This window comes from Gemmata palustris (assembly GCF_017939745.1).
Taxonomy (GTDB): Bacteria; Planctomycetota; Planctomycetia; order Gemmatales; family Gemmataceae; genus Gemmata; species Gemmata palustris.
In genome coordinates this window covers 8,091,932-8,117,155 of the sequence record NZ_JAGKQQ010000001.1, presented here as the reverse complement: position 1 = coordinate 8,117,155, position 25,224 = coordinate 8,091,932, and the positions used below count along the sequence as shown (strand labels likewise).

The following is a 25,224-nucleotide window of genomic DNA, read 5'->3' as shown; positions in this document are numbered from 1 at the left end:
ACCCACCAAGAAACGTTACCCCTTCAGCCCGAAGAGTTTCCGGAGCGCTTCGCGGAGGCCCCCGCTGTGCCCCTCGGTGCTGGCCTCGCGCAGAGCGGCGATCGGGCCGTGCAGGAGCCGGTTCTGGAACAGGCGGAACGCGCCCTCGATGTTGTCTTTGTCTTTGCTCGTGAGTTTGCCGTTCAGTTTGTCGAGTAGCGGGCCGAGTACCGAGTCGCGGACCCGGTCCACTTCGGCTGTCAGTTGACCGATCACCGGACCGTTCGCGCGGCGGTTCCACTCCGCCACGAACTTCTCGACCTCCGCCTCGACGATGCGTTCCGCCGCGGACAGGTGCCGCTTGCGCTCGCCCATGCTGCGGTCGGCCTCGCGCGCGAGGTCGTCCACGTTGAAGACGCTCACGGTGTCGCCGTCGTGGATGCGCGCGTCGAAGTCGCGCGGCACGGCCATGTCGAACACCACGAGCGGCCGGCCCCCGCGCCGCGGGCGCACCTTCTCATCGAACCGGCCCGCACTCACGATCGGTTCCGGTGCCCCCGTGGTGCTGAGCACGATGTCGGCCTGCACGAGCGCGTCATCCAACTGCGGCCACGGTACCACGACCCCGTTGCAATCGCGCGCGACCGCCGCGGCCTTTTCCGCGCTGCGGTTCGTTACCAGGATCGCGGCGGGTTCCAGTTCCGCGAGGTGCTTCAGCGCGAGGCGCCCCATCTTCCCGGCGCCGATTACGAGCACGGTTTTGTCGGTGAACGTGTCGAACACCTGGCGCACAAAGTCCACCGCGGCGCTCGACACGGAAACGTGCCCGTGCGCGATGCCGGTTTCGGTCCGCACGCGCTTGGACACCCGGAGGGCCGTCGGGAACAGCACGTTGAGGAGCGGGCCGGTCGCGGTAGACTTGTGCGCGGACTCGTATGCGTCCTTCACCTGGCCCGCGATCTGCCCCTCGCCGATCACCACGCTGTCCAACCCGGCGGCCACGCGGAACAGGTGCTTGGCGGCGGCGGTGTCCGCGTGCTCGTAGAGGTGCGGGACGATCTCGGCCGGAGGAACGCCGTGAATTTCCGCCAGAAACTCGGCCATGAGCGGGATGTGCAACGGCGCAACCGTTTCCTGGCGCGACACGTAAATCTCGACGCGGTTGCACGTATCGAGGATGACCGCTTCGGCCGCGAACCGGGCGTTCAGTTCGGCCAGAGCCCTCTGAGTTTTCTCGGGGTTGAACGCGAGCCGCTCGCGCAACTCGACCGCGGCGGACGCCACGTTACAGCCGATCGCACGGAGGTTCACTTCGCCCCTCCGATCGCGAACGGGTGGGACGCGACCAGCGCCACGAGCAGGAGCCCGAACGCGACGATCGAGAAGAGCGCGAGCCGCCGCGCGGGGACGTGTACCCCGTAGCGCAGGTAGAGGAGCACCAGAAATTCGAGCCACAAACCCGCTGTGGAGAGCACTTTGAGTGAGAACCAGTTGTCGCCGAGGGAAGGACCGTTTGGAATGAGCAGTGTGCCGACGAGTAACCCGGCCGTGAGCATCGGGAACGCGAAGTTCAGCCACCACCGATTCATCGCTTCGAGCCGCTCCAGATTGAGCATCGGCATCACGGACCCGGGGCTGACTTTGTTCCGCAGTCGGCGCGCCTGGATCAGATACATCACACTTGCGAGGAAACTCACACTGACCCCCACCGACGCGAACAGAATCAACATGCCGTGAATACCGCCCCAGAAGCGCTCGCCGGACGCCCACCCACCGATGTCGAACGCCGCGTGCTCGGGTTCGGCGGTGAGCAAAATGCGCGACATCGCGACCAACCCGATGACGACCGGTAGCACGAACACCGCCCACGCTTGTTTCGCGTGGTGGACGGTGCCGTAGAAGTAGAAGAGCGCGAGCACCCACGCGAGCAGGAGCACGGACCCGTAGGGCACGGCGAGCGACGGCTGGTGAACGAGCAGGTACGCGGTGTGCGCGAACAGGCCCGCGGCACCGAACGCCAGCCCCGTGATCCGCCACCCCTTCGCCGGCCACAGCAGCCGGGCGATTTCGAGGAGGAAGGCGCACAGGTAACTGAGACCGATGCAGTAGTGGTGGATGTTCTTTACGATTTCTGTTGTCGTCATGCGCTCAACGCGGGTCGAATCGGCGGTTCCCCTGCCCCTCCCATTGTAAGCACAATTCCGCGCCCCGCACGGGCTTCGCGCAACTCGAATCGTTCGACATGACATTCTGGAACCAGCCGCGGCCCACATTGGCGGGCCGGGGGTGCGGTTTCGCGATACGGAATGCAGCGTTTGGAGTGGTATTTGCGCTAAATGTGAGGGCGAATGCGTGAAGTGCCGGCACGAAGCTGAAAGCCGTTCACAGGGCGATCCCCGAGCGATCTACTGATCGAGCGCGAGCCATTCGGGGAGCGGATCACGGATCTTCGCCCACAACGCCGGCCCGCCGAGCATCTCGACCTCGGTCACGAGCGCGCCATCAAGGGCGGCGCGAATGACGGCTTGGTTCAGCGCTTTCCCGATGAAGACCAGCTCTTGTCGACGGTCGCCGTAATCGCCCTCAAAGGTTGCCAAAATCTCGGCCCGCTCGTCGGGGTCGGTCGGCCACTCATCGCGGGGAACATCGGCCCACCACACGCCTTGCGGGGACAGTTCCACCACGCGCCCGGCCTGTGACCACAACGCGGCCCACTGCGGTCGGGTCGCGATCCACATGAACCCCTTTGAACGCAGGAGCGGCCCGGTCAGTTCATCGTTCACCATGAACTGGTACAGGCGCTCGGGGTGAAACGGCATCCGGGCACGGTAGACGAAACTGCTGATACCGTATTCCGCCGTTTCGGATCGCTCGTCGCCGCGCAGCACCACCATCCAGCCCGGCGCTTGCGACGCGCGGTCGAAATCGAACCTCCCGGTGTTGAGAATCTCGGCGAGCGGAACGTGCCCGCGTGCCGACCGGATGATCTTCGCAGAGCCGTTGAGCGCGCGGAGCACAGCTTCAAGTTGGTTGAGCTTCTCGGCAGTGACGAGATCGGTCTTATTCAGGACGATCACATCGGCGAACTCGACCTGATCGACCAGCAGGTTCACCACATCTCGATCATCTTCCGCGCTAAGGGCGAGGTTCCGGTCCGTCAGTGACTCGGACGAAAGATAGTCGTCGAGAAAGTTGGCCGCGTCCACGACGGTGACCATCGTGTCGAGCCGGGCGACCGCTGAAAGTGCATGCCCGGTTTCGTCCTCGAATGTGAACGTCTCGGCAACCGGGAGCGGTTCCGAAACGCCCGTAGATTCGATCAGCAAGTAATCGAAGCGGCCCTCCTTGGCCAACCGCGCTACCTCCTGTAGCAAGTCTTCGCGGAGTGTGCAGCAGATACACCCGTTCTGCATTTCCACCAGCTTCTCATCGGTGCGCGAGAGTGCCGCGCCGCCGGTCTTGACCAGTGCGCCATCAATGTTCACTTCGGACACGTCGTTGACGATCACCGCGACTCGTAACCCCTCGCGGTTCGCGAGAACGTGGTTCAACAGGGTCGTCTTCCCGGCGCCCAAAAAGCCTGAAAGAACTGTCACCGGCAACCTCGTTCGCCGATTCGGGCTCGACGCGACTGTCATATTCCAGTCCCACAATTCGTTGAATGGACGTGTACGTTTGGCTCGATAACAGGTGGTTTGTTGTCTTCGCCCCGGAGGGGCCGACGGACGTAGCACAGGGCGGAAGCCCTGTGCGCGATGTACTGCACAATTCGTTGTCACGCGAGGCACGGGAGCGGCTGGAACTCCCCGCCGAGAATCGATTTCGGGTTCGCTTTGAACCAGTTCGCGAGAACGGTCGCGTACACGCGGCGGAAGTCCGTGCCGAACTTCAGGTCGCCTTCATCGAGATCGGTCAAGTTCGGTCGAGTGCCGTGAATGCCAGCCTTCACGTTCCCGCCGGCCAGGAACATCACGCCCGCGGTGCCGTGGTCGGTCCCCTGCTGCTCGTTCTCCGCGACCCGCCGGCCGAACTCACTGAACGTCATCACCAGCGTGCGGTCGAGGTGCCCCAGAGCCTTCAAGTCCCTCACGAAGCTCCCGAGTCCCTGACTCAACTCCTGGAGCAGGCCGGCGTGCCGACCGGCCTGCGTTACGTGCGTATCGAACCCGCCGAGCGAGACGTAATACACCCGCGTCGGTACGTCCGCGGCGATCATCTGCGCGACCACTTTGAGCGACTGCGAGAAGTTGAACGGGGCGTACTCGGTCGCGGTCCGCGTGTCCTTCAGCGCGTCCTGAATCTTCTTCGAGAGCGTGAGCGTGTCGTTCGCCGTGCGCTGGAGGAAGTCGAGTTGGTCGTTCCCCGTCGGGCGCACGCGGTTCAGCCGATCCATCGCCTTGCCGGTGGAGCCGCCCTCCCACTGGAACAGGCCGGGATTGGTGAGTGTGACCGCCCTGCCCTTCGGGTGCGCGAACGTCAGCGCGGGCTTCTCCCCGAGTTGCAGCCCGAGCATCGGCGACGCGATCCCGCGGCACTCCGCGTCGAAGTACCGCCCGACCCAGCCCGTCAGCACGTCCTTCTCCGGGGTCGCGGTTTCCCAGATTTCGGTGGCGCGGAAGTGTGAACGATTCGGGTTCGGGTACCCCACGTTGCTGACAACGCCGAGCCGCCCGTCGTCGTGAAGCGCACGTAGCTCCTTCATTTCGGGGTGCAGCGCGAACTCGTCGGTTACCTTCAGCGCTTTGTCTCGCGCGATCGCGATTTTGGGGCGAGCCTTGTAGTACGCATCGTCGCGGAACGGCACGAGTGTGTTCAACCCGTCGTTACCGCCCGCGAGTTGGATCACCACCAGCACGCGATCCTTGTCCGCGGCGAGCGACGGAGTTCGGCCGTCGCCCGCGAGCAGTCGGCCGGTTTCGGACAGGAACCCGGGCACAGTTGCAGTAAGCGCCCCGACACCCAGGAGCCGCCGGCGGTCGATTTTGGGAAGCATAATAAATCTCCGTTAGGCGAGTTGGTATTCGGGGGTCATGAGGATCAGCCGGCACGCGAGCTTCACGCGCTCGGCCGGTTCGACCTGGTTGACGGCATCGACGAGCGCGGCCTTCGTGTCGGAGCGTGAGGGAACCGCGAGGAGCCGGGCCAGAAGCACATCGACCAGTGCCTCCGCTTTCTCTGGAACCTTCCCGCCCACGGCTTTCTCTGGAACGAAGGTGACCTTGAACCCGTCTTTCCTGCGTTCCGCCTTACGCATCTGGTCGGCGGCCTGGATGCGCTTGATGAGATCGCGGCGCGCGGTTTCGTCGGCCGGGAGTGCGAAAAACCTGTCGGTCGCGAGTGGCTCGAACCCGCTCGGCTCCGTGCCGTCGAAAAGCGCCTCCGGCAGGTGATAGCGGACGGCCAGCGTCCCCGAACTGATCCAGTCCCGGCCGCCCGGCCAGCCCTTCACGTTCGGCGGGTTGAACAGTTCTTGCCCCATTGCGGCCGTGGCTTGTGCCAGGCTCGGCGTGGTGGTGACGTCGAGTTCGAGCAACCGGCAGGTACCGACGAGCAAATGCACCGGCGACTTGATGAGCGTCCCGCGGCTCTCCTTCGCGAAGAACTCCGGCGCCGTCAGCAACACAGCCAGCGCCGAGGCGATGCTCCCCTTCGACGCGATGAATGCTTCAGAAACGCGGTCCCGGAGTTCGTTCTTCGGGTCCGCGGCACCAAAGAACGCGACCAACTTACCCGCAACGAACTTCGCGGTTGCGGGGTGAGCCGCAACGATATCGAGCACCTCCTTCGCCCCGAATCGCCCGACCTTGCCGAGAACGGTCTTTTCGCCCACGTCGTGCTTCTCCTTCACGAACGTCGGCACCAACCCGTCGCGGCAGAAGGCACGCGGTGCGCCCTCAACGAGCGGGCGCGTCTTGGACCCGGGCGGGGCGCTGAGCGTCCAGCCGGTGAGCGCCCGCGCGATCTCCTTGATGTCGGTTTCGGAGTAGTTGCCGATTCCGAGCGTGAACAGTTCGAGGAGTTCGCGGGCGAAGTTCTCGTTCGGCTTCTTCGCGTCGCTGTCCTCCATGTTGAGGTACATCATCATCGCCGCGTCGAGCGTGACCGCTTCGAGCAGGTCGCGGAAGTTACCCAGAGCGTGTGCTCGCAGCGCCGCGTTTTGGGTGTAGAGTGGCTGAGCGACGGACATCCGGCGCGCTTCGGTGGTGAAGTGCCCGTGCCAGAACAGCGTCATCACCTCGCGGAGCGGCGCGGGCGTGCGGATCGCGTGATCGATCCACCAGCACCGGAGCTCGTTCCGCTCACGGGACTGGCGCTCGCCCGCCTTGCGGTGGTTCTCCATCCGCTCTTCGTTGGTCGTCTCCGGGTACACGCGCTCGGTGTTCACCCACGGCTCTTTCACCCACGCGGGCTTCTGCGGCGCGGGGGCGCGCTGGGCCTCTTCGATGAGTGCGGAAACCGCGTCCTTGAGCGGGCGCGCGGCCAGTCGCTCGGCTTGCTGCGGGGCGCCGCCGAAACTGGTGCGACTGAGTAAGTGAGACGCGGCCGACACGTCCCACATTGGTTCACGGGTCATCTTTGGTCCTCGTGGGGTGTTGGGGGTGGGTGATTACTTGGCGACGTCGGCCACGAGCGTAGCGTAGTGGCGAACTTCCTCGAATTTCTTGCCGTCGTGCTCTCCCGCTCGGGTTTCGGCGTGACGGAACCACGCGGCAAACCGCCCGTTCCCCTCAAAGGCGACCGTGTAGCCCTCCTTGTCGGTCGTTACCTTTTCCTTCTTCCCGTCCGGCAGCAGCACAGTCCCCTCTGAACCGGCAACCGGCTTCCCCTTCGCGAGCAGCCGGAACCGGGTCTTCCCACCTTCCGTAGCCGGCACCACTTCCAGCGCGGCCGATTCCCCCACGGTCGCCTTGGCGCCGGTCGCCCCGCCCGTCACTGCCTTTGGGTGGTACACGAGTAGCGTCGGCTTCTCGCTCTTGGTCATCAGGCCGTAAATGACATCGCCAGAAACAACCGCGGTCCCGGCGGGTAGGGTGGCCGTGAACTGGTGCGGTTCCCGTTTGGCTTCGACCGCGACGCTCTTGCCATCCGCCGTGTGGCCGGTCAGCTTCAGCCCGGCGAGCTTGTCGGTCGTCACCTTCGTGTCGGGATCGAGCGTGTCGCTGAACACAACGACGATGGTCTTGCCATCCGCGTCGGGCACGACGTAAACCATGTGCGCGAGAGCTGCGAACGGGGCCGCGACGAGCGCCGTGAGAACGAATAATGAGCGGATCATGGGTCGGTTCCTTTCGGTCGATTGGTAGTCGGAAACAAAATCGGGGCGAAGGTCACTTCTTTTTGCGGCCGGCTTCAGCCCGCTTCTTCTTGGCCTCGTCGTCGAGGTTGTCCACGACGTAGGGGTCGTCCTTCTGCTCGGCGTCCATCTTCTGGTACTCGGACCAGGTGATCTTCCTGGCCGGTTCACCCGTCGCGGGCGCGGACGGCCCGCACCCCGCCGACACGAGGGCGATCACCAGCAACGCGAACTGCTTCACGCACATCCCTCCGTTAATCCGGTTTCCGGCTCCCTGTAACGAGCCGCGACCGCAAGGGAGCGGGAGGCGCGACGAGTGTCACGTGGTCGCGATTTAACACGGGGAGCCCCCGCTCCCTTGCGGTCGCGGCTCGTCGAACCCACTACGACCCCGAAACGCGGCTAATAGTTGCCGATCACTTCCCCACCCGCGCGGCTGCCGAGCGCCTTGTAGGTCGCCATCGGGATCGACTGACTGATGAACCGGACCGAGCCGTCGCAAAGTAGGAAATTCACCCCGCCGATGTGGGCGCTGCGGAAGCTGTACTTGCCGTCCTCCGTGGTGCGAGCCGGGTCGTAGGCCCAGCCCGCGACCTGCTGGGTGTTCATCGGGGCTTCGGTGTACTGGTAACTGAAGTAGATGTGCCCGTAGTTCCACGTCGTGTCGCCGGTCCGCGCCTGCCCCGCGAGCGGGCCGCTCGTGAACGCATACCCCTTGAGCGTGTGGTGCCCCTCGCCGGCGAGGAACGTGTTCGACGTGCCGTCGGTGATGCTCAGCAGCGTAACTCTCGCGCCTTCTTTTCCGGGGAGAATGACCCCGTCCGAAGGCGTGAACCCGTCGGCCCCCGTCCCCGGTTGCCCGACGCCCAGGTACCGGCGGTTGCCCGAGCACCAGTAGTAGCTCGACCACCCCGGGTACTGCACCGCGACCGGCTGCGGGTCGGCGGGCGCCACGAAGGTCTTCAGCGGCGTGTTCGAGATCATCTGGTTGGTGAACCCGTCACCGTCCGGGTCGGTGGTGTCGAACGGGTGCAGTTTGGGGTTGTACCGGCGGGCCAGATTGTCCTGCTCGAGGTACGGGAGGATCACGGCCCACCCGCTGCTGATGACGTGGAAGTTCGGATCGACCGACGTGTACGTGCCGTCGGGATTCGTGGTCTGCGGGTAGTAATTGGCCAGCGGAAACGAGTTGTTCACGCCCAGGAAGTTGTGCGTCGCCAACCCGATCTGCTTCAAATTGTTCTGGCTACTCATGCGGGCGGCGGCCTCGCGGACCTTTTGGACTGCGGGTAAGAGCAGCCCAATGAGAATCGCAATGATCGCGATGACAACGAGCAACTCAATCAGAGTGAACGCCGAACGGCGCATCGGCAGAGCGGCCATGAGGCTCCTCGTGCGAGAACATGGAAGAACAGGGGGCAAGAGAACGAAGTTATAATTTCTATAACCAAATATGCCAATAGATTACCTGTCAGATTTCCCAAATACTGCGTAACCCCAATCCCTGTCAGCCGTTTCGTACCTGATGTGCGTAAAGAAGACGCGCCTTGTTCCGACTGGCCGAAGAGAAAATGAAGTCCGTGACCGAACGGCTCCGGCTCCGCCTCGACCCTAAAAGTAAGTAGTCCGGCGTGGAAACGCTCTGCCGAAGCAGAGCGCCGCTGAACGGAGCGGCGGGCCGCGGTAGAATCACCCCATGTCTGTGTTCGAGCAAGCACTCATTCTGACCGGCCCGACTGCGTGCGGGAAATCCGCGCTCGCGCTCGACCTCGCCGAGCGCATTGGCGGCGAGATCGTCGCGCTCGATTCCATGACCGTTTACCGCGGGATGGACATCGGCACTGCGAAGCCACCCGCGGCCGACCGCGTGCGAGTCCCGCACCACCTCATCGACGTGCTCGATCCGTGGGAGTCGCTCACGGTCGCGTCGTGGCTCGAACGCGCGGAGCTCGCCTGCACCGACATCACCGCGCGCGGGAAGCGACCGATCTTCGTGGGCGGCACGCCGTTCTACCTCAAGGCGCTCTTACACGGGCTGTTCCCGGGGCCGCCCGCGGACGAGGAGCTGCGCCGAACGCTCGAAGCCGAAGCCGCACGCGACGGCAACTCCGCCATCCACGCCAAGCTCGCATTAGTCGACGCAAAGACCGCAGCGCGACTCCACCCGAACGACGTGCGCCGCGTGGTGCGTGCCCTCGAAGTCCACGCCCTGACGGGCAAGCCGATTTCGAGCTGGCAGCAAACCTGGGACACCCCGGCGTTCACCGACGAACCACACGCCGCGCCCCCGCCGGCCCGCATCCCGACCGTCAAACTCGATATCCCGCGGGAAACGCTGTACGACCGCATCAATCAGCGCGTCACACGGATGCTCGAAGCGGGCTGGGTGAACGAAGTGCAGCGCCTGTGCGAACTCCCGCACCCGCTCAGTCGCGAGGCCCGGCAAGCGCTCGGGTACCGCGAACTGCTCGAGTACCTGGCGACCGGCGGGAACTGGGACGAAACCGTCGACCTGATCCGCACGCACACGCGGCAGTTCGCGAAACGGCAACTCACGTGGTTCCGCGGGATGTCCTCGTGCGTGGCGGTTCCGGCGGATGCGCCCGACCTGGCCGACCGCGTGCTGAAAGCGTGGGGCGCTAATATGATGTCCCCATGATCCGCGTATCCGTTGCCAATCCCTACGAATACCCGCTCGAGTTCCAGCAACTCAAGGACGCCGCACGCACGGTGCTGGAGGGCGAGGGCACGAAGGCGGGTAAGGTCACGCTCGCGTTCGTCGATAACCCGCACATTCACCGGCTGAACAAGCAGTTCCTCGACCACGACGAGCCCACCGACGTCCTCACCTTCCCGTACACGGACCCGGGGGCAAAGACCCTCGAGGGCGAAGTGGTCATCGGCTACGAGGTCGCCAAGGAGTACGCGGCCGATCGCAACCACGAAACCAACCTGGAACTGCTGCTCTACGTCGTCCACGGGTGCCTGCACCTGTGCGGGTACACCGACACCGACGAAAAGGGCGAGCGCGAGATGCGCGCGAAGGAGCGCGAGTACCTCACAAAGCTAGGGCTGCCAGACATTGCCGGTGGGTGAACAGAATCGCGAGCTGCATTTCAATGATGATTCCACAAATTCAACCGACCGACTTGAAGCGCATCCTCGACGCGGGCCAACCGGTCGTGCTGCTCGACGTGCGCCAACCGGACGAGCACGCCTTCTGCGCGCTGCCGGGGAGCGTGCTGATTCCGCTGGGTGAACTCGCGGCGCGCGTCGAAGAAGTGCAACCGGGGGACGCGCCCGTGGTGGTGTACTGCCACCACGGGGTTCGCAGTCTGAGTGGCGCCGCGATCCTCCGCGGCGCGGGAATCGAGGCGATGTCGCTGGCCGGCGGGATCGACCGCTGGACGCTCACGGTCGATCCGAGTGTGCCGCGGTACTGACTACACCACTTCGGTGTTGCCCTCAGCAGCTTTGGCCGCTTCTTCGGCCGCTCTCATGCGCACCATCGCGCGATTGAACTGGGCCGAGACCGGGATGAAAACGACAACCACCACGGCCATCGCTCCGCCGAGCATCGCGAAGTACACGCTCGGCGTCATGTACTGGTAAAGTTGCGTGATGGGCGCGTTGATGAGCAGATTGGCCAGGAACACCACGGCCAGCCAGCACCCGGTAACGAAGCTCTTCATCGTCTTTGGGGCCGCGACGAACGCCAGTTCCAGTCCGGTCACCGAGATCAAAATTTCGGCGATGGTGATAATCAGGTACGCGAACACCTGCCACCATACCGTCACCCGTTCGTTCGGCGGCACCCAGCCGAACGTTTCCAGCGTGGCCTTCGCGGGCTCGGGCTTCACCTTCGCTAAAGCCTCACCGGACTTAAGAAGCGGTTCCGCGACGCCCCCTGCCGCAAGTTCCGCCGCACTGGGCAACGCACTCGTGCCGAGGTGACCGTTCGTGACCGTAAGCTCTTTTCCGTCCTTCAAAAGAACCTTACCCGACGCGAACGACAGCTTCTTCTTCTCACCGTCGTACTCGAAATCGGTCGCAGAAACGCGCACGTCCGTTCCCACGGTCGCGGTACCGACCACAGTGCTAAGGTCGGTGCTGTCCTTCGGCAGAACGAGCACCCCTTCCGGGGTCGTGAGCTTCACCATGTCCTGCTTCTTCCCGGCCAGGAACCCGGAGAAACTCATGATGACCATGCTCAATCCGGTGAGCGCGAACCCGAGCATCATCTTCCGTGTCGGGCTGACCCCGAGCCCCCGACGATCCAGAGTCTTGAAGAGCCACACGCTGACCGGCACCAATAGGACGATGAACACCGCGTTGAACCCCTGGATCGCGTCGGCCGACAGTCCGAACGATCGGGCACCGATGAGCGATTCCATCGTGGCCCCGGACAGCAACACGGTCGTACCGTCGGCCCGCGCACCGAACAGGGTAGTTTCCATGTAACTGTCGGCGAAGAAGATCCAGGTGCTGGCCGACTGGTCGAAGATCGCCCAGAAGAACATGACGGTGAGAAAGAGCAACCCGATGCGGCCAAGGGTCTCCATTTTCAGAGAGAAATCCGCGGCCTTCTCTTCCCGAGTCACCATCTTGTAAACGATCGGGAGCCCCGTGATCGTTTTCCCCTCGGCCAACTTCGTTTCCGGGTCGCCAACGATCTTCCGCTCGATCTTCTCCTTCGCGTAGAACCGTTTCCCGATCGCGAAGATGATGAGCGCGATCGACATCAGCGCGGCCGGGAACAGGAACGCGGTTTGGTAACCGTAATTGTTCCGCAACCACGGCATCGTGAACTGCGACAGCGCGGCACCGATGTTGATCGCCATGTAGAACCACGAAAACGCACTGGTGCGCAACTGGTCCAGACCGGGCCTCTGCTGGTCATACGTCATCCCCATTAGCGTGGAGATGTTCGGTTTTATCACCCCGCTGCCCATCGCGAGCAGCACGAGCGAACCGAAAACAATGTACTTGTCCTCGGTGCCCACCAGGTACTGGGCGACGACGTAGGGAACGGAGAACCCGACGATGGTCCAATACTTCCCGAGGAAGTTGTCCGCGATGTACCCCCCGAGGAGCGGGAAGAAGTAGCACGCCGCGATGAACAGCGACATGAACGTGCCCGCGTTCCCCTCGGCCACACCCAACTTCTCGATCATGTACTTCGCGAGAATCGCGCGCATGCCGTAATACGAGCACCGCTCGGCGAACTCCCCCCAGAAGAAGAACCAGAACCCGGGCGGGTGGCCGGTCGGCGCAGTGGCGGTGGCAACTAATGACACGTCGGAAGCCCTTGTGTGGCGAAAAGTTCAGTAAGTTGCGGTGGGAAAGTGTAGCGATCTTACCCAAGCGCGGGTCGCGTGGCACGCGGATTCTTCTATCGGGTGCCCCCATAGCTTTTGGCAGGCACCGGCGGTTAGTTGTCCAGCGCAGGTAATTCGACAGAGGCACGAGGGGTTCGCCTGGATGTTTGGAATTCCAAGCGTCGCGAAGTCGCTGGCCCTGAAGCGAATTTGCCCCGAGTTTTTGTCTAGTATGCACGTTCGAGAATCGCCCGCGACGTGCTGCTAGCCGGTTCATCGCGAGCGGCACATTCGTGGGGTGGGGCCGGAGTCACTTCACTGTGACTTCGACCGGGACGAGGTGGTTAATCATGTACGTGCGGCGGTCCGCGTCGCGCTTGTCCGACTGGGTGGTTCCTTTGTCGTCCGTACAGCGGGCCACGAGTTTGAGCGGTCCGGCTTTTTGCGGTACGAAGCTCGCCGTCCAGCGGGCGGACTTGAACGGTTCGGCTTTCCCGTTCGCGGCGAACCAGTTCTTTCCCCCGTCCGTGCTCACCTCGACCTTCGACACGCTGTTCTCGCCGGCCCACGTGTACCCCTCGATCGTACACGGCTTGCCCACCGCCAGTGCATCCACTCCCGGCGCAGTGATGACCGCTTTTGGTTGAATCGCGGTGACCGGAACGAGCTGCGGAAGTCCTTCTTTCGCGCGCTCCCAAACCGAATAGTCGAACGTCTGGAAGAAGCCCGCGTGCGGCTTGTCCAATACGACGATGCGCGACAGCCATTTCACGGCCGCCATGCCGTACCAGCCGCCGACGATGGCCCGCAGCGGGGCGCCGTGGCTCGCGGTCAGCGGTTCGTCGTTCATGTTCCAGACGAGGAGCGTTTCGTCCTTCTTCGCCTTCGCGAGCGGGATGCCCCGGTCGAAGTTGATCGGTCCCGGTGTGGCGGGGTCCGCGATCGCGCCCTTATCGGCGCCGACGAGCACCACGTCACCGGCGCCGGTTTTCACTTTCGCGCGCTCGAGGACCGCGCCGAGCGGTACCCCGGTCCACTTCGCCTGCCCGACCGCGCCGTGGCCCCACTGTAGCCCGCGCGCTTGCGGTACGAGGAACACGCGGCCGTTCCCCGCGCACTCCAGCACGATCTCGCGCGACACCGATTCCATCTTTTTCAGATCGTCGAGCGTCAGACTCAACGTGTTTTCGACGTGTCCCCCAACCGTCAGCGCGAACGTCTTCGTGTCGACTTCGGGCGTCGCGAAGTGGCTGCGCACGAAAAACTTGTCCGTTCCCGGGGCGAACAGGTCGGCGAGCGGCGTTTCGAGGTTCCGCGGCTCCTGCATTCGCACGATGAGCGGTTCGGCGGCCACCGCGGAGGTGAATTGCGAGTGCAAGCCGGCCGCGACTGCTGCGATCGGCCCGCTGCAGAGCAGTTCGCGTCGGGAAAGGCTCATCGGAACCTCCTGCGCCCCGGTCCTCGTGGCAGAGCTTTCTGGTGAGCCCCGCCCGCAAGGGCGGGGGCACCCGCACCGCTTACCACCCCAAACCCTTTGTCGTCGTCTTGACGCGGGTGAGTTTGTCGTTCGTGGCCAGGTACAGCACGCTCCCGTCGTCCCCCCAAGCGCAGTTCGCAGTCTTATCGTTGGTGAGAATGCGGCCGATCAGCGTGCCTTCGGGGGAGCACACGTACACGCCGTTCACCGCGGTGGCGAAGATGTTCCCCTTCGCGTCCACTTTCAGGCCGTCGGGCAGGCCCTTGTTCGGGTTCGCTTTGACGTCCGCCGTGGCGTCGAAGATCACCTTGCCCTTGCCGAGCGTGCCGTCGGCGTTGACCGGGAACGCCATCAGGATCGCCTTGTCCGGGTCGGAGTTGGCGACGTAAAGCGTCTTCTCGTCGGGCGCGAGCGCGATCCCGTTGGGGCGCGACATCTCTTTCGTCAGGAGCGTGACCTCGCCCTTCGGCGAGAGGCGGTAGACGCCCTGGAAGTCGAGTTCCTTCTTGGGGTCTTTCATCTGCTCGGGCAGACCGTAGGGCGGGTCGGTGAAGAACAGGTCGCCGTTCTTCGCGAACACGAGATCGTTCGGGCTGTTGAACCGCTTCCCCATGTACTTGTCGGCGAGCGTCTCGAACTTGCCGTCCTTGCCGAGCCGGGCGATCCGGCGGTCACCGTGCTGGCAGAGGATGAGGTTACCGTCTTTGTCGAACGCGAGGCCGTTGGCGCCCGGTTCGGCGCCTTTGAACTCGTCCTTGCCCGTGTACCCGCTGGGCTTGATGAAGTCTTCCTTCACCCCGTCCTTCGCGGACCAGCGCACGACGCGGTTGTTCGGGATGTCGGTGAAGAGGAGGGCGCTGCCCTTCTTGTCCCACACCGGCCCCTCGGTCCACTTGAACCCGCCGGCCAGGACTTCGATTTTCGCGTCCTTGGGAATGAGGGCGTCGAGCTTCGCGTCCTTGCGCTCGATGGAGCCGATGGTCATCGGCAGTTTCGGCTCGTCGGCGGCCGTGCTGCGCGCGGGGCGCAGCCCCCCGGTGGCGACAATGGTGGCGAGTGCGACGGTAGTCACAGCCAGGGAACGGAACATGGGGTGAGCTCTCCGATGGACGGGCCGGCGGTGGGGAAGGCGGAGTGGGTGCGTAGCCCGAACGTCGTCATCGTACCCACTGGCGGCGCGCAAGCAAGCGGATAGAAGGGGTAAGTGTGGCGGTAGTTGGTGCGAAACGTGTTCACTTCGTTATAGTTTGGAATGACGGGCGGCTTGTACCCCAGCAGGAGGCCATCACGTCCGAACCGCTCCGCCCCGGACTCGAATCCAAGGCCCAAGAGTTGGCGGCACGCACCAAGGCACGTTCTGCTGACGTCATCCTGGAAATGGCCCGGCGGCTCGTCGTAGTCACCGGCGGCCCGCTCTTCGGCGACACCGAGTTCAAACTCCGCGATCAGGCCGTGGGCATCGGCGCCGATGCCCACACCGAGCACCTCCCCAAAAAACGGGATACACCACCTCCGCTATCGACTGCCCCCACTGCGGACGGCGCGCTCCCGTCCACGGGTACCGCTCCAGGGCATCGACCACCAACCGACTGGTCATCGCCGCGTCCATCGACCAACTCACCACGCGACGGCTCATCCTTTACATTTGTTCACTATTTCCGTCGCGAGTAGAGTCTTTGCGATGCTCGAACGCAACTTCGCGCTGTACGTTTTCTAAAACCGCACTCACGCCTCAAGATTCGGGCCGCGATTGAATTCGATTCTCCCGTCGGCTTTTTGCTTGTCACTCTCGATCGATCGGCGCATCATCTACCTCGCACTTCCCAATCGGATCGCCCCAAAGCCCAAGGATTTAAGGGCGCGCTCACGGACGGGAGCCGGCCGGCCGTTGGCACCGTTCGTCCGGTTCTCGAGTGCATCACGCGGTGCGCGACTCTCCGGCTCCTTCTGATCGGGCTGGGGCACGCCCGCGGGGATCGCGCGCCGGCCCTTCATGGCGCTCGGCCGGCGACTTCGAGATGCTCGAGTACACCGCAGTCAAGGACGCGCCGGTGGACGAGTTCTGGTCGGTCAGCGTTTCCAACAAAGAGGGCTTCTTCGAGAAAAATGCCAACACGCTGAACAACGTCACCGCGAAGCGGGACGCGGACGGCTCAGTGTCAGTCCCGTTCGGCGGCGACGGGAGCGCGCTGAACGACCTGCCCATCGTGCCGGATTGGAACTACATCGTGCGCCTCTACCGGCCGCGGAAAGAGATCCTCGACTGCACTTGGAAGTTCCCCGAAGCCCAGCCCGTGAAATAGCCCGCCCCCCAACAGACACTGAGGAACAGACACCATGCGAACGCGATTCGTCCTCCCCGCCGCGGTGCTGCTCGCCGGTGTACTTGTCGTCCGGTCGAGCGGTACCGCGGCGGACGACAAGAAGCCCGAACCGGCCCTCTCCCCCGTGCAACTGGCCGAACGCACCTTACACCGGCGCGCGGTCGAGGCCGTGATTTGGGGGATGCCCGCGGTCAATTACGACCTGATGCTCCAGGAGATGCTGTCCAAGACCCCCGGTAAGGTCGGGCAAGTCATTTATTGGGGGCGCCCGCTCGACGCGAAGAACCAGACGCTCACGCCCAACCCCGACGCGCTTTATTTCATGGCATTTTACAACACGAAGGACGGCCCGGTCGTGCTCGACCTGCCGCCGGGCGACGCCGACGGCTCGTTCAACGGCAACATCGTAACCGTCTGGCAGATGCCGTTGGAAGACGCGGGGCTGCTCGGCATCGACAAAGGCAAGGGCGGGAAGTTCCTCGTGCTGCCGCCGGGGTACAAGGAGAAACCGCCGGAGGGGTACGTCCCGCTGCACTCCGACACGCTCGGCGGGTACATGCTGTTCCGAGCGAACTTCAAGAGCCACAGTGACGCCGACGTGCAGAAGTCCATCGCCTACGGCAAGCAGATGAAGGTCTACCCGCTGTCGGCAGCGGCGAACCCACCGGCGACGGTGTTCAGCGACGTGAAGGACGTCGATTTCGATTCAACGATCAAGTACGACGCGAGCTTCTTCAGGAATCTGGACCGGATCGTGCAGACGGAACCGTGGCTGGAACGCGACAAGGCGATGATTCAGAAGTTGGCGTCCCTCGGCATCGAGAAGGGCAAACCGTTCCAGCCCGACGCGGCGACCGAGAAGATCCTCGACGCGGCCGTCAAGGAGGCGGGCGCGTGGCTGGAGGCGAAGTACGACGCCGGGTTCCCATCGTTCTGGGAGGGCGGAAAGTGGTCGTTCCCGGGGTACCCCAAGCTGATCGAAGAGGTATCCCAGAAGAGCTACACGAACCCGAACGAGTACCCGATCGACGAACGCGGCGTCGTGTACACGATGGCGTTCATCGGCATCAAGCGGGTGGGCGCGGGGCAGTTCTACCTCATCAACATCCGGGACAAGAACGGCAACGCCTACGACGGCAGCAAGACGTACAAGCTCACGGTTCCACCGAACGCACCGGTGGAGCAGTACTGGTCGCTAACCGCCTACGACCGGCAAACGCACGCACTGATTAAAGGGGCGCCGCGTGCCAGTCGCTCGTCGCAAATCGCCGAACTCCAAAAGAACGCCGACGGGTCCATCGACCTCTACATCGGCCCCAAGGCGCCCGCGGGCAAGGACGGTAACTGGATACCAACCGACCCGGCCCGCAAATTCGAGCTGATGTTCCGCCTCTACGCGCCGACAAAGGCGCTGTTCGACAAGTCGTGGAAGTTGCCGGACGTCGAACTGGTCGAGTAACCGCACCGAAGTGATCCAATATAGGAGCCGACGCCATGCGAACGCGATTCGCTCTTCCAATCATTGTTCTCACACTCGCGGCCCTCGCCGTAGCGCAGGACCCGGCCCCTTTTAAGGGCGGCTTCCCGGCCCCGGACGCGGCGCAGAAGGCGCGCGACGAGGCCGACTACCAGCGCGCGGTGACCGCGTACCGGTTCTGGTACCCGACGGTATCCGTCGAAGGCATCTTCCACGGCAACCGCGAACTGGGCATCAACGACAACGAGGCCATACCGATTCTGTCGGCCGGTCCGCGTCACGTCGGCTTCACGCTGAACTCGGACACGCCCTACGGCGGCGGGGTGATCGACGTAAAGGCCGGTCCCTATGTGATCGAATTGCCACCCGGGCCGTTCATCGGTTTGGCCAACGACCACCACCAAGGGTGGATCTTGGACATGGGCCTGCCCGGACCGGACCAGGGTAGGGGCGGGAAGCATCTCGTGTTGCCGCCGAGGTACACGGGCGAAATTCCGAAGGGCTACTTCGTCGGGTACTCGTCATCGAACAAGGTGCTCGTCGCGCTCCGATCCATGCCCGTTAAGGGGGACGTGAAGGCCGCGATCGACGCACTGAAAACCGTGAAAATCTATCCGCTGGCTTCGGCCGCGGAGCCGAAGCTCGTGAAGATGGTGGACACGACCGAGAAGAAGATGGACTGCACCTGCCTGCGCTGGGAGGACAACATTGCGTACTGGGAGAAGCTCCACGCGGTCACCGACGCCGAACCGCTGAACCCGAAGTTCCTGCCCATGTACGGGGTGCTGTCGGCGCTGGGCATCGAGAAGGGCAAGCCGTTCGCGCCGGACGCGCGCATGAAGGCCATTCTGGAGCGGGCCGCCAAAGCCGGGCGGAACCAGATGCTCGTGTCGGCGTTCGATAGCGCCCGAACCGACAAGCTCGCGTGGAAGGACCGGAAGTGGGAGTGGCTCGGGCTCGTCCCCGAGAGCGCGCAATTCGAGACGAAGGCCGGCATCGATCTGGAGGCCCGCGACCGCTGGTTCGCGCAAGCCATCGTCACGTCGCCCGCGATGTTCCGGCGCACTCAGGGGGCCGGCTCGCTCTACTGGCTCGGCCACCGCGACTCCACCGGCGCGTTCGTGGACGGCGGGAAAACGTACAAGCTGAACGTGCCGCTCCCCGTGCCCGCGGGGCTGTTCTGGTCCGTCACGGTCTACGATGCCGCCACGCGAAGCGAGGTGCAGACCGCGCAGGACAAAGCCGCGCTGCGCTCGCTGTTCGAGCTGAAGGACACGGGCGACGCGAAATCGATCGACCTGTACTTCGGCCCGAAAGCGCCCGCGGGCAAGGAGGGCCAGTGGATTCAAACGGTGCCCGAGCGCGGGTGGTTCGCGTACTTCCGCATCTACGGCCCGAAGGAACCCGCGTTCGACGGAACGTGGAAGCCGGGCGATTTCGAGGAAGTGAGGTGAGTCGCGCTCACCACCCTGAGAGAAGGCTCAACTGTTCGCCCGAATCGAACGCGCTCGTCTCGAACGGTGCCCCTCAACGACCCGGCCCGGGGCACCGTCTCGTTCGCCACCCGGTCGGGTGATTGACGAATCTCTTCAAAGGAAGCACCAATGAAACGGCACCGAATGATTCTGGGCCTGGCCGTTGCGGTCAGCGCCGCCGTGCTCGTGAGCGGGGGGCGTGCCCCGTCGCCGGCGCGCGAACCCGCAGCGCAGCCGGAGAAGGCCGCGGCCCAACCCGCAAAGGCCGACGGCGCGGAAGCCGGGATCAAGAAGATCACCGCCGAGTACGCGAAGGCGTTCAACGCGGCCGATGCCAAGGCCGCGGCCGCACTCTGGACGGATGAGGGCGAGTACGTGGGGGCCGATGACGAAACCGTGACGGGGCGCGCCGCGATCGAAAAGAGCCTCGCCGAGTTCTTCAAAGCGAACCCGAAAGCCACGGCCGAAGTTCAGGTCGAATCCGTTCGGATCATCGGGCGCGGGACCGCGTCGGCCGAGGGCGTGGTGCGGTTAAAGCTCCCGGGAACCGACCCGGTGATCGAGTCGCGGTACTCCGCGCTCCACGTGCTGGAAGACGGCGTATGGCACGCCGCGTCGGTACGCGAGTGGGTGCCCGATCCCGCGACCGCGGTGACCCCCCAACACCTCGACTGGCTCGTTGGGGACTGGACCGCGAAGGGGGAAGGCGGGGAACTGAAGCTGACGTATGCGTGGGACGAGAACAAGGTGTTCATCAGCGGCAAGTACGCGATCACGAAGGACGGCAAAACGGTGTCATCGGGCACGCAGGTGATCGGGCGGAACCCGGCCGGCGGATTGCGGTCGTGGATGTTCGACAGTTCCGGGACCACGAGCGACGCCGTCTGGGTGCGCGACGACAAACGCTGGATCAACGAAGCGACGGGTGTGCTCCCGGACGGTACGGAGATCAGCTCCGTCAACGTCCTCATCCCGCTCGGTACCGACTCGTTCACCTGGCAGACCACGGACCGGGAGACCGACGGTGTCGCGCTCCCGGCGCTCCCGCCGGTCAAGGTCACGCGCGTCAAAAAGTAACGCGCCCGGCGCTCACACGGAACAATTCATAAAAGCGTCCTCCAGAGGAATCACATGAAATTCGCGATATGCGCGTTAGCGGCGGGGATGGTGGTGGCGGTTTCGACCGGTCCGGTTCAGGCGTTCGGGCGCGGGGGCGCGGTCCGCGGGGCCGCGGTCGGTCCCGGGGGCGGGGTCCGCACGGGCGGCGCCGCCCGCGGGGTCGCGACCGGTCCATACGGTGGCGTTCGCGGGGGGAACGTTCACGGCGGGACGTACTCCGGCCCGGGCGGGGCGACGGTTCAACACGTCGGCGGGCGCGGGGCCGCGGTGGGGCCGCTCGGTGGCGTTCGAGCGGGCGGGGGCGGGGCCACTCGTGTCACGGGGCCGGGCGGGAACTCGTACACAACGGGGCACCGGGGCGGGGTCGCGGTCGGGCCGGCGGGCGGGGTTCGTGCCGGCGGGGCCAGCGGAGCGGCGGTTCGTGGCCCGGGCGGGGCCGCGGCCGTGGGGCACCGCGGAGGGGTCGCGGTCGGGCCTTACGGCGGAGTCGCGGCGGGCGGCGCGCGCGGAGGGGCCGCAGTCGGCCCTTATGGTGGCGTTGTGGCCGGGGGCGCGCGCCGCGGCGGTATCGCGGGACCTTACGGCGGGTACGCCGCAGGGGGCGTGCGGGTCGGGGCGGTCGGGCACTATACCGGGTACGTCAGCCCGGTCGCGGTTCGCAGCGCGGCCGTCGGCATTCGCGCGACCCCGTACCCGTACTTCTCACCGGTGTGGTACCGCAGTCACGCGGTCGCCTGGGCCGCGCCGCGGTACGTGGTCGGGGCCGCGGTGTGGGCCGCACCGGTGTGGAACACCGTTTCGACGTTCGTCGGCGTCACCGCCGCACCGGTCGAGTACGACTACGGGAGCACGGTCGTCATTCAGGACGACGCCGTGTACGTGAACGGGGAATCGGCCGGCACCGCGACGGAATACGCGACGCAGGCGACGACGATTGCCGACGCCGGGCGCGCGGTGAAGCCGACCGAGAATGACGAGTGGCAGCCGCTCGGGGTGTTCGGGCTGATCCAGGGCGACGAGAAGGTCGCGCAGCGCATTTTCCAGATCGCGGTCAACAAGGACGGCGTAGTCCGCGGGAATTATTACGACGCCGTGGCCGACAACACGCTGCCGGTGTACGGGCTGGTGGACCGGAAGACGCAGCGCGTCGCGTGGTCGATCGGGGATAAGAAGGACATCGTGTTCGAGACCGGGTTGAACAACCTCACGAAAGACGAATCGACAGTCCTGGTCCACTACGGTAAGGAAAGCACCCAGCAAATGATCCTCGCTCGCCTGCCGGAGCCGAAGGACGAGAAGCCGTAGCGCCGCGGAGCTGTTTCGCGTCCCTTGCAACGGCTTGCTGCAAGGGGCTGAAACCGGACGAGCACGTGCCGGCGGGAACCGTTCCCGCCCGGCGCGTGCTCGATCACCGGCGCCCGTTCGCGATCAGAACGACACCTTATACTTCTCGGCGAGCTTTCGCTTCGCGTCGTACATGGTCTTGTCGATCTGCTCCCAGGTCTCGGTCCGGCGCTGCTTGTCGTCGGCGACCACCTTGGTCATCTGCTCCCGGATTTTGGGAATATTGGTGTCCACGTACACGGGGTTGCTGAACACCCCCACCCCCAGCCCCCACCACCCGAACGACCGCCCGCCCCCGTACCCGTAGAAGTACTGCTGGTCGGCCAGCGCCTTCGTGTCGATCGGGACCCCGCGCAGGCTCTGACCGATGGCCCGCAGGCGCCGGGACGACTGGTTCGCGGCCTCGACCGCGACCGGGTCGACGTTCCGGGGACTGATGTGCAGGAGCTGGTCGGCCGCCTTCTCGTGCCAGGTCGCGGTCTTCTCGTAGTTCGAGCTCTCTTTCTTCTGGGCGATCTCGCCCAGGATCGTGTCCACCGCCTGGAGGTAGCGCTTGGTCGCGCTCGCGGTCGGGGCGGCGCCGGTCGCCCCCGGCTCGGGTTCCGCGGCCGGGTTCGGGAACGCGAACAGGGACAAGATGTGCTTCAGGTCCGCGGTCGTGAGGCTCCCGGACAGGGTGAACGTCGTGTCGTTGAACTCGGCCTTCCAGCGCTCGAACCCCTCGATCGCGATCCCCTGGTCCTCGATCAGTTCGCGGACCAGGTCCGGCAGCGTGTTCCTGAAGCGGGCCGGCTCGACGGAGAACTCGATCGCGATGCGGGCCGTGATCTTGTCGGTGACCTGGGCCGAGAACGTCAGCCCCTTCACCTGAGACAAGAAGCCCGCGAGCAGGTTCACGTCCGCGTTCTTGACCTTGGCCACCGACGGGCTGGCCGGCAGGGCCATTTTCAGAATGGTCTTGTCCACCGCGTCTTCGAGGTCGACCGCGATGGTGACGGTGTTCGCCCCGGCCCCTTCGGTCGCCTTCTTCAGGTACGGCGTCAGTGCGCCCGTTTTGTTCGCGAGCGCGCTCTTCAGGTAGCGCGCGGTGTACTGGCGGTCGGCCGGGTGTACGGCCACGAGCGTCGTACCCGGGAGCCACGTGAAGTACACGTCGCGCGGGGAGAGCGCGGCCACCTGCCCGGCGATCTCGTCGCTGCTGCCGCCCTCGCGCGCGGCCACGTCGCGCATGTTCGGCAGCCCGCCCACGGTGACCAATCCGACCTGGCACCCCCGGACCAGCGTGTTCAGGTTCACGTCCGCGGCCACGACCACCGTCTCCGCGTCGGGCGGAACGAACCCCAGCCCGCCGCGGCTCCCGGGTTGGCCCTTCTCTCTCCACTTCTCGCTCTTGGCGAGCGGGCTGGCGTAGGCCCCCTTTGCGTCAACGAGCAGCAGGGTGTTGGTGTTGGTCGGCGCGTACTTCAGGAGGCCGTCATACGGCCCCGCCGCGCGCACCGGAGCGGCGAGCGCGAGGAGCAGGCACCAAACGACCGGAGCGGAGCGCGGCATGGGAGTCACCTCGGATTGGGCCGGGATGCACTCAATCTCGCTACACCGACGGGTGAAGTCAAGCGCCCGCTAGACCGGCACCTGGCAGTTTCATTCGCCCCGTATTCAATTTGCCAGCGGCGCTTCCGAGCGACAATCCGCCAGTCAAAAGCAAGTTTAAATTGATTTTGTTTGTTATGCGTAGATTGCTGTTTCCCTGCACGTTTTCACTTTTGGTCTTGGCACGGCTGCAAATTATGATAATATTTCACTCAACCTACCTGAAATCTTCATTAAACTCGCCTTCCCCGGACCCGTTTCCATGCCCTCTCTCACCCGCTCCAAGTGCCGTTCGCGGCGCTTCGTACTCCTTTTGTCGTTGTTCGCGCTCGGCTGTGGGGGAGCCGCGCAAACACCCGACGGACAAAAGCCCGTTCACCCCGTTCGCGGAAAACTGTTCATCGCGGACAAACCGGCAATCGGCGCCTTTGTCCTCTTCGTACCGGACGACGAGCCGGCCACCAACCCCGCCCCGCGCCCCCGCGCGACCGTGGACGCGAACGGCGAGTTCCAGTTGAGCACCTACGGCGAGAACGACGGCGCGCCCCTGGGAGCGTACTCCGTTGCGGTGACCTGGCCGGAAGACTCGCGCGATTCGGCCGAGGACCGGCTCAAGGGCCGGTACCGCGATCCCGGCCAAACAAAGCTGAAGGCCACAATCAAGGACGGCCCGAACGAACTCCCGCCGTTCAAGCTGAAGTGAAGTGAAGTGAAGTGAAGTGACCCGCCTGGACCACCCGAGCGGGATTCATGAATCGCCCAGTGTCGCTGATGGATTTCGTTTTTTCTCCGGAGCAGCCATGCCCCTCTCCTCTCCTCGCTCGAAACGCGGTTTCACGCTGATCGAGTTGCTGGTCGTCATCGCCATCATCGCAATTTTGATCGGCCTGCTTCTGCCCGCGGTGCAGAAGGTGCGTGAGGCCGCCGCGCGCATGAAGTGTCAGAACAACCTCAAACAACTCGGGCTCGCGTGCCACGGGTTCCACGACGCCACGGGCGTCGTCCCGCCGTCGCGGTCCGCCGGCGGCGGGTTCCCGAAGCTCGGCGTTCCCGGCGGGGCCTACCAGGGCGCGCTGGTGTGGATTTTGCCCTACATCGAGCAGGACAACATTCGGAAGGCCTACGATATCAAGCTCCACTTCGGCCACGCGAACAACCGCACCGCGGTCATGACCAAGGTGAACGTGTTCAACTGCCCGTCCACCCCGAACCCGGACCGGGTTGCGGTGAGCTGGACCCACGGCGGCTTCACGATCGACAACGCGGCCGTGACCGATTACTCGGTCATCAACCGGGTGTCCGCCGACCTGGTCAGCAGTTTCCCCAATAACGTGGACGCCTACACCGACTCGAACGCCTGGGGGCCGTTCTCGTACAACACGGGCTCCACGTACCGGGTCATGACCTGGTCGAGCGTAACGGACGGGCTGTCGAACACCCTCTTCTACGTCGAGGACGCGGGCCGGCCGAACGGGTGGCGCGCGAACCGGCGGATCAGTTCCAGCGGGGCCACGGTGGGCGGGTCCGCCTGGTGCGACGAGGCGTCCGAGTTCGGGTTCCAGGGGTGTACCCCTCCGAACGACACCCGCCCGGGCCTCCAGGCGATGAACTGCACGAACAACGGCGAGCCATACTCGTTCCACACCGGCGGGATCAGCGTCGGCCTGTGCGACGGCTCGGTGCGGTTCCTGCGTGAGAGCATGGACATCCGCATGTTCGCCCGGATGGTGACCGCGCAAGGCGGTGAAGTGAACGGGAACGATTGACCCGCGACCGACACCGCACGAAGAACCGCCGGAGGTGCCCCGGCGGTTCTTCGCGTTTCGG

Annotated in this window: 22 protein-coding genes and 1 pseudogene; 10 read left to right on the top strand and 13 right to left on the bottom strand. The window is 64.7% G+C overall.

Features of this window, described 5'->3' with window-relative positions:
* Positions 1 to 15 precede the first annotated feature (15 nt).
* The 8 genes from hemA to J8F10_RS33625 form a co-directional block, all read right to left on the bottom strand.
* Positions 16 to 1,290 (bottom strand): glutamyl-tRNA reductase, encoded by a 1,275-nt coding sequence (gene hemA / locus J8F10_RS33660; protein WP_210661323.1) that lies wholly within the window; start codon positions 1,288 to 1,290, stop codon positions 16 to 18.
* Positions 1,287 to 2,123: a cytochrome c biogenesis protein CcsA gene (gene ccsA / locus J8F10_RS33655; RefSeq protein ID WP_210661321.1), complete on the bottom strand. Its 837-nt coding sequence runs from the start codon at positions 2,121 to 2,123 to the stop codon at positions 1,287 to 1,289. The genes hemA and ccsA overlap by 4 nt, the downstream gene beginning before the upstream one ends.
* A 261-nt stretch (positions 2,124 to 2,384) precedes the next feature.
* A complete protein-coding gene (gene zigA, locus J8F10_RS33650) occupies positions 2,385 to 3,617 on the bottom strand; it encodes a zinc metallochaperone GTPase ZigA (RefSeq protein ID WP_210661319.1) in 1,233 nt (410 codons plus the stop codon).
* A gap of 137 nt (positions 3,618 to 3,754) precedes the next feature.
* Positions 3,755 to 4,972 carry a DUF1501 domain-containing protein gene (locus J8F10_RS33645; protein WP_210661317.1) on the bottom strand — a complete coding sequence of 406 codons (1,218 nt, stop codon included), beginning with the start codon at positions 4,970 to 4,972 and terminating at the stop codon, positions 3,755 to 3,757.
* A 12-nt stretch (positions 4,973 to 4,984) separates the two neighbouring features.
* Complete coding sequence (locus J8F10_RS33640; RefSeq protein ID WP_210661315.1) at positions 4,985 to 6,553, bottom strand: DUF1800 domain-containing protein; 1,569 nt, start codon at positions 6,551 to 6,553, stop codon at positions 4,985 to 4,987.
* Positions 6,554 to 6,586: 33 nt separating this feature from the next.
* The gene (locus J8F10_RS33635; RefSeq protein WP_210661313.1) at positions 6,587 to 7,255 is read right to left on the bottom strand and encodes a DUF4198 domain-containing protein; all 669 of its coding nucleotides are present in this window, start codon (positions 7,253 to 7,255) and stop codon (positions 6,587 to 6,589) included.
* A 52-nt stretch (positions 7,256 to 7,307) separates the two neighbouring features.
* On the bottom strand, positions 7,308 to 7,514 hold the full coding sequence (locus tag J8F10_RS33630; RefSeq protein WP_210661310.1) for a hypothetical protein: 207 nt from the start codon (positions 7,512 to 7,514) through the stop codon (positions 7,308 to 7,310).
* Between the two features lie 161 nt (positions 7,515 to 7,675).
* Positions 7,676 to 8,656, bottom strand: a complete 981-nt coding sequence (locus J8F10_RS33625) for a DUF1559 domain-containing protein (RefSeq protein WP_246523735.1) — start codon at positions 8,654 to 8,656, stop codon at positions 7,676 to 7,678.
* 313 nt (positions 8,657 to 8,969) lie between these two features.
* On the opposite strand from J8F10_RS33625, the gene miaA reads away from it, so the two are divergent.
* From miaA to J8F10_RS33610, 3 genes are read left to right on the top strand one after another with little or no spacing between them, the layout of a single operon-like run.
* Positions 8,970 to 9,932, top strand: coding sequence for a tRNA (adenosine(37)-N6)-dimethylallyltransferase MiaA (gene miaA, locus J8F10_RS33620; RefSeq protein WP_210661308.1), 963 nt, complete (start codon positions 8,970 to 8,972; stop codon positions 9,930 to 9,932).
* Positions 9,929 to 10,369, top strand: coding sequence for an rRNA maturation RNase YbeY (ybeY, locus tag J8F10_RS33615; RefSeq protein WP_210661306.1), 441 nt, complete (start codon positions 9,929 to 9,931; stop codon positions 10,367 to 10,369). The genes miaA and ybeY overlap by 4 nt, the downstream gene beginning before the upstream one ends.
* Before the next feature lie 23 nt (positions 10,370 to 10,392).
* On the top strand, positions 10,393 to 10,716 hold the full coding sequence (locus J8F10_RS33610; protein ID WP_246523734.1) for a rhodanese-like domain-containing protein: 324 nt from the start codon (positions 10,393 to 10,395) through the stop codon (positions 10,714 to 10,716).
* Here the strand turns inward: J8F10_RS33610 and J8F10_RS33605 are convergent, their stop codons facing one another.
* The 4 genes from J8F10_RS33605 to J8F10_RS33590 all read right to left on the bottom strand — a co-directional run bounded on the left by J8F10_RS33605 (position 10,717) and on the right by J8F10_RS33590 (position 15,544).
* Entirely contained in the window at positions 10,717 to 12,570 is a 1,854-nt protein-coding gene (locus J8F10_RS33605; RefSeq protein WP_315854211.1) for a POT-type proton-dependent oligopeptide transporter, read from the bottom strand. It lies immediately after the preceding gene.
* Between the two features lie 331 nt (positions 12,571 to 12,901).
* A complete protein-coding gene (locus J8F10_RS33600; protein ID WP_210661304.1) occupies positions 12,902 to 14,029 on the bottom strand; it encodes a sulfite oxidase in 1,128 nt (375 codons plus the stop codon).
* Between the two features lie 79 nt (positions 14,030 to 14,108).
* Positions 14,109 to 15,158, bottom strand: coding sequence for an SMP-30/gluconolactonase/LRE family protein (locus tag J8F10_RS33595; protein WP_210661302.1), 1,050 nt, complete (start codon positions 15,156 to 15,158; stop codon positions 14,109 to 14,111).
* On the bottom strand, positions 15,137 to 15,544 hold the full coding sequence (locus tag J8F10_RS33590) for a hypothetical protein (RefSeq protein ID WP_210661301.1): 408 nt from the start codon (positions 15,542 to 15,544) through the stop codon (positions 15,137 to 15,139). The genes J8F10_RS33595 and J8F10_RS33590 overlap by 22 nt, the downstream gene beginning before the upstream one ends.
* Positions 15,545 to 16,104: 560 nt before the next feature.
* Here J8F10_RS33590 and J8F10_RS33585 point away from each other — a divergent pair.
* The 5 genes and pseudogenes from J8F10_RS33585 to J8F10_RS33565 all read left to right on the top strand — a co-directional run.
* A pseudogene (locus J8F10_RS33585) lies at positions 16,105 to 16,371 on the top strand (DUF1214 domain-containing protein); the annotation flags it as partial.
* A 34-nt stretch (positions 16,372 to 16,405) separates the two neighbouring features.
* Positions 16,406 to 17,851 (top strand): DUF1254 domain-containing protein, encoded by a 1,446-nt coding sequence (locus J8F10_RS33580; RefSeq protein ID WP_210661296.1) that lies wholly within the window; start codon positions 16,406 to 16,408, stop codon positions 17,849 to 17,851.
* A gap of 35 nt (positions 17,852 to 17,886) precedes the next feature.
* On the top strand, positions 17,887 to 19,323 hold the full coding sequence (locus J8F10_RS33575) for a DUF1254 domain-containing protein (protein ID WP_210661294.1): 1,437 nt from the start codon (positions 17,887 to 17,889) through the stop codon (positions 19,321 to 19,323).
* A gap of 150 nt (positions 19,324 to 19,473) precedes the next feature.
* Positions 19,474 to 20,421, top strand: coding sequence for an SgcJ/EcaC family oxidoreductase (locus J8F10_RS33570; RefSeq protein ID WP_210661292.1), 948 nt, complete (start codon positions 19,474 to 19,476; stop codon positions 20,419 to 20,421).
* Positions 20,422 to 20,475: 54 nt separating this feature from the next.
* Complete coding sequence (locus J8F10_RS33565; RefSeq protein WP_210661290.1) at positions 20,476 to 21,768, top strand: hypothetical protein; 1,293 nt, start codon at positions 20,476 to 20,478, stop codon at positions 21,766 to 21,768.
* A gap of 123 nt (positions 21,769 to 21,891) precedes the next feature.
* Here J8F10_RS33565 and J8F10_RS33560 read toward each other — a convergent pair whose 3' ends face one another.
* Positions 21,892 to 23,358 carry a hypothetical protein gene (locus J8F10_RS33560; protein ID WP_210661288.1) on the bottom strand — a complete coding sequence of 489 codons (1,467 nt, stop codon included), beginning with the start codon at positions 23,356 to 23,358 and terminating at the stop codon, positions 21,892 to 21,894.
* Between the two features lie 301 nt (positions 23,359 to 23,659).
* Here J8F10_RS33560 and J8F10_RS33555 point away from each other — a divergent pair, with 301 nt between their 5' ends.
* Together J8F10_RS33555 and J8F10_RS33550 are read left to right on the top strand one after the other, a co-directional pair.
* Entirely contained in the window at positions 23,660 to 24,100 is a 441-nt protein-coding gene (locus J8F10_RS33555) for a hypothetical protein (protein WP_210661286.1), read from the top strand.
* Between the two features lie 97 nt (positions 24,101 to 24,197).
* Positions 24,198 to 25,163: a DUF1559 domain-containing protein gene (locus J8F10_RS33550; protein WP_210662310.1), complete on the top strand. Its 966-nt coding sequence runs from the start codon at positions 24,198 to 24,200 to the stop codon at positions 25,161 to 25,163.
* Positions 25,164 to 25,224: the final 61 nt, after the last annotated feature.

What these genes read in the sequence shown, in the direction of transcription:
- J8F10_RS33550 (WP_210662310.1), top strand. Translation starts at nt 24,198, where the DNA reads ATGCCCCTCTCCTCTCCTCGCTCGAAACGCGGTTTCACGCTGATCGAG.
- J8F10_RS33625 (WP_246523735.1), bottom strand. Translation starts at nt 8,656, where the DNA reads ATGGCCGCTCTGCCGATGCGCCGTTCGGCGTTCACTCTGATTGAGTTG.
- J8F10_RS33645 (WP_210661317.1), bottom strand. Translation starts at nt 4,972, where the DNA reads ATGCTTCCCAAAATCGACCGCCGGCGGCTCCTGGGTGTCGGGGCGCTT.
- J8F10_RS33595 (WP_210661302.1), bottom strand. Translation starts at nt 15,158, where the DNA reads ATGTTCCGTTCCCTGGCTGTGACTACCGTCGCACTCGCCACCATTGTC.
- J8F10_RS33555 (WP_210661286.1), top strand. Translation starts at nt 23,660, where the DNA reads ATGCCCTCTCTCACCCGCTCCAAGTGCCGTTCGCGGCGCTTCGTACTC.
- ybeY (WP_210661306.1), top strand. Translation starts at nt 9,929, where the DNA reads ATGATCCGCGTATCCGTTGCCAATCCCTACGAATACCCGCTCGAGTTC.
- J8F10_RS33580 (WP_210661296.1), top strand. Translation starts at nt 16,406, where the DNA reads ATGCGAACGCGATTCGTCCTCCCCGCCGCGGTGCTGCTCGCCGGTGTA.
- J8F10_RS33575 (WP_210661294.1), top strand. Translation starts at nt 17,887, where the DNA reads ATGCGAACGCGATTCGCTCTTCCAATCATTGTTCTCACACTCGCGGCC.
- J8F10_RS33635 (WP_210661313.1), bottom strand. Translation starts at nt 7,255, where the DNA reads ATGATCCGCTCATTATTCGTTCTCACGGCGCTCGTCGCGGCCCCGTTC.
- ccsA (WP_210661321.1), bottom strand. Translation starts at nt 2,123, where the DNA reads ATGACGACAACAGAAATCGTAAAGAACATCCACCACTACTGCATCGGT.
- J8F10_RS33640 (WP_210661315.1), bottom strand. Translation starts at nt 6,553, where the DNA reads ATGACCCGTGAACCAATGTGGGACGTGTCGGCCGCGTCTCACTTACTC.
- J8F10_RS33610 (WP_246523734.1), top strand. Translation starts at nt 10,393, where the DNA reads ATGATGATTCCACAAATTCAACCGACCGACTTGAAGCGCATCCTCGAC.
- J8F10_RS33565 (WP_210661290.1), top strand. Translation starts at nt 20,476, where the DNA reads ATGAAATTCGCGATATGCGCGTTAGCGGCGGGGATGGTGGTGGCGGTT.
- zigA (WP_210661319.1), bottom strand. Translation starts at nt 3,617, where the DNA reads ATGACAGTCGCGTCGAGCCCGAATCGGCGAACGAGGTTGCCGGTGACA.
- J8F10_RS33600 (WP_210661304.1), bottom strand. Translation starts at nt 14,029, where the DNA reads ATGAGCCTTTCCCGACGCGAACTGCTCTGCAGCGGGCCGATCGCAGCA.
- J8F10_RS33570 (WP_210661292.1), top strand. Translation starts at nt 19,474, where the DNA reads ATGAAACGGCACCGAATGATTCTGGGCCTGGCCGTTGCGGTCAGCGCC.
- J8F10_RS33560 (WP_210661288.1), bottom strand. Translation starts at nt 23,358, where the DNA reads ATGCCGCGCTCCGCTCCGGTCGTTTGGTGCCTGCTCCTCGCGCTCGCC.
- miaA (WP_210661308.1), top strand. Translation starts at nt 8,970, where the DNA reads ATGTCTGTGTTCGAGCAAGCACTCATTCTGACCGGCCCGACTGCGTGC.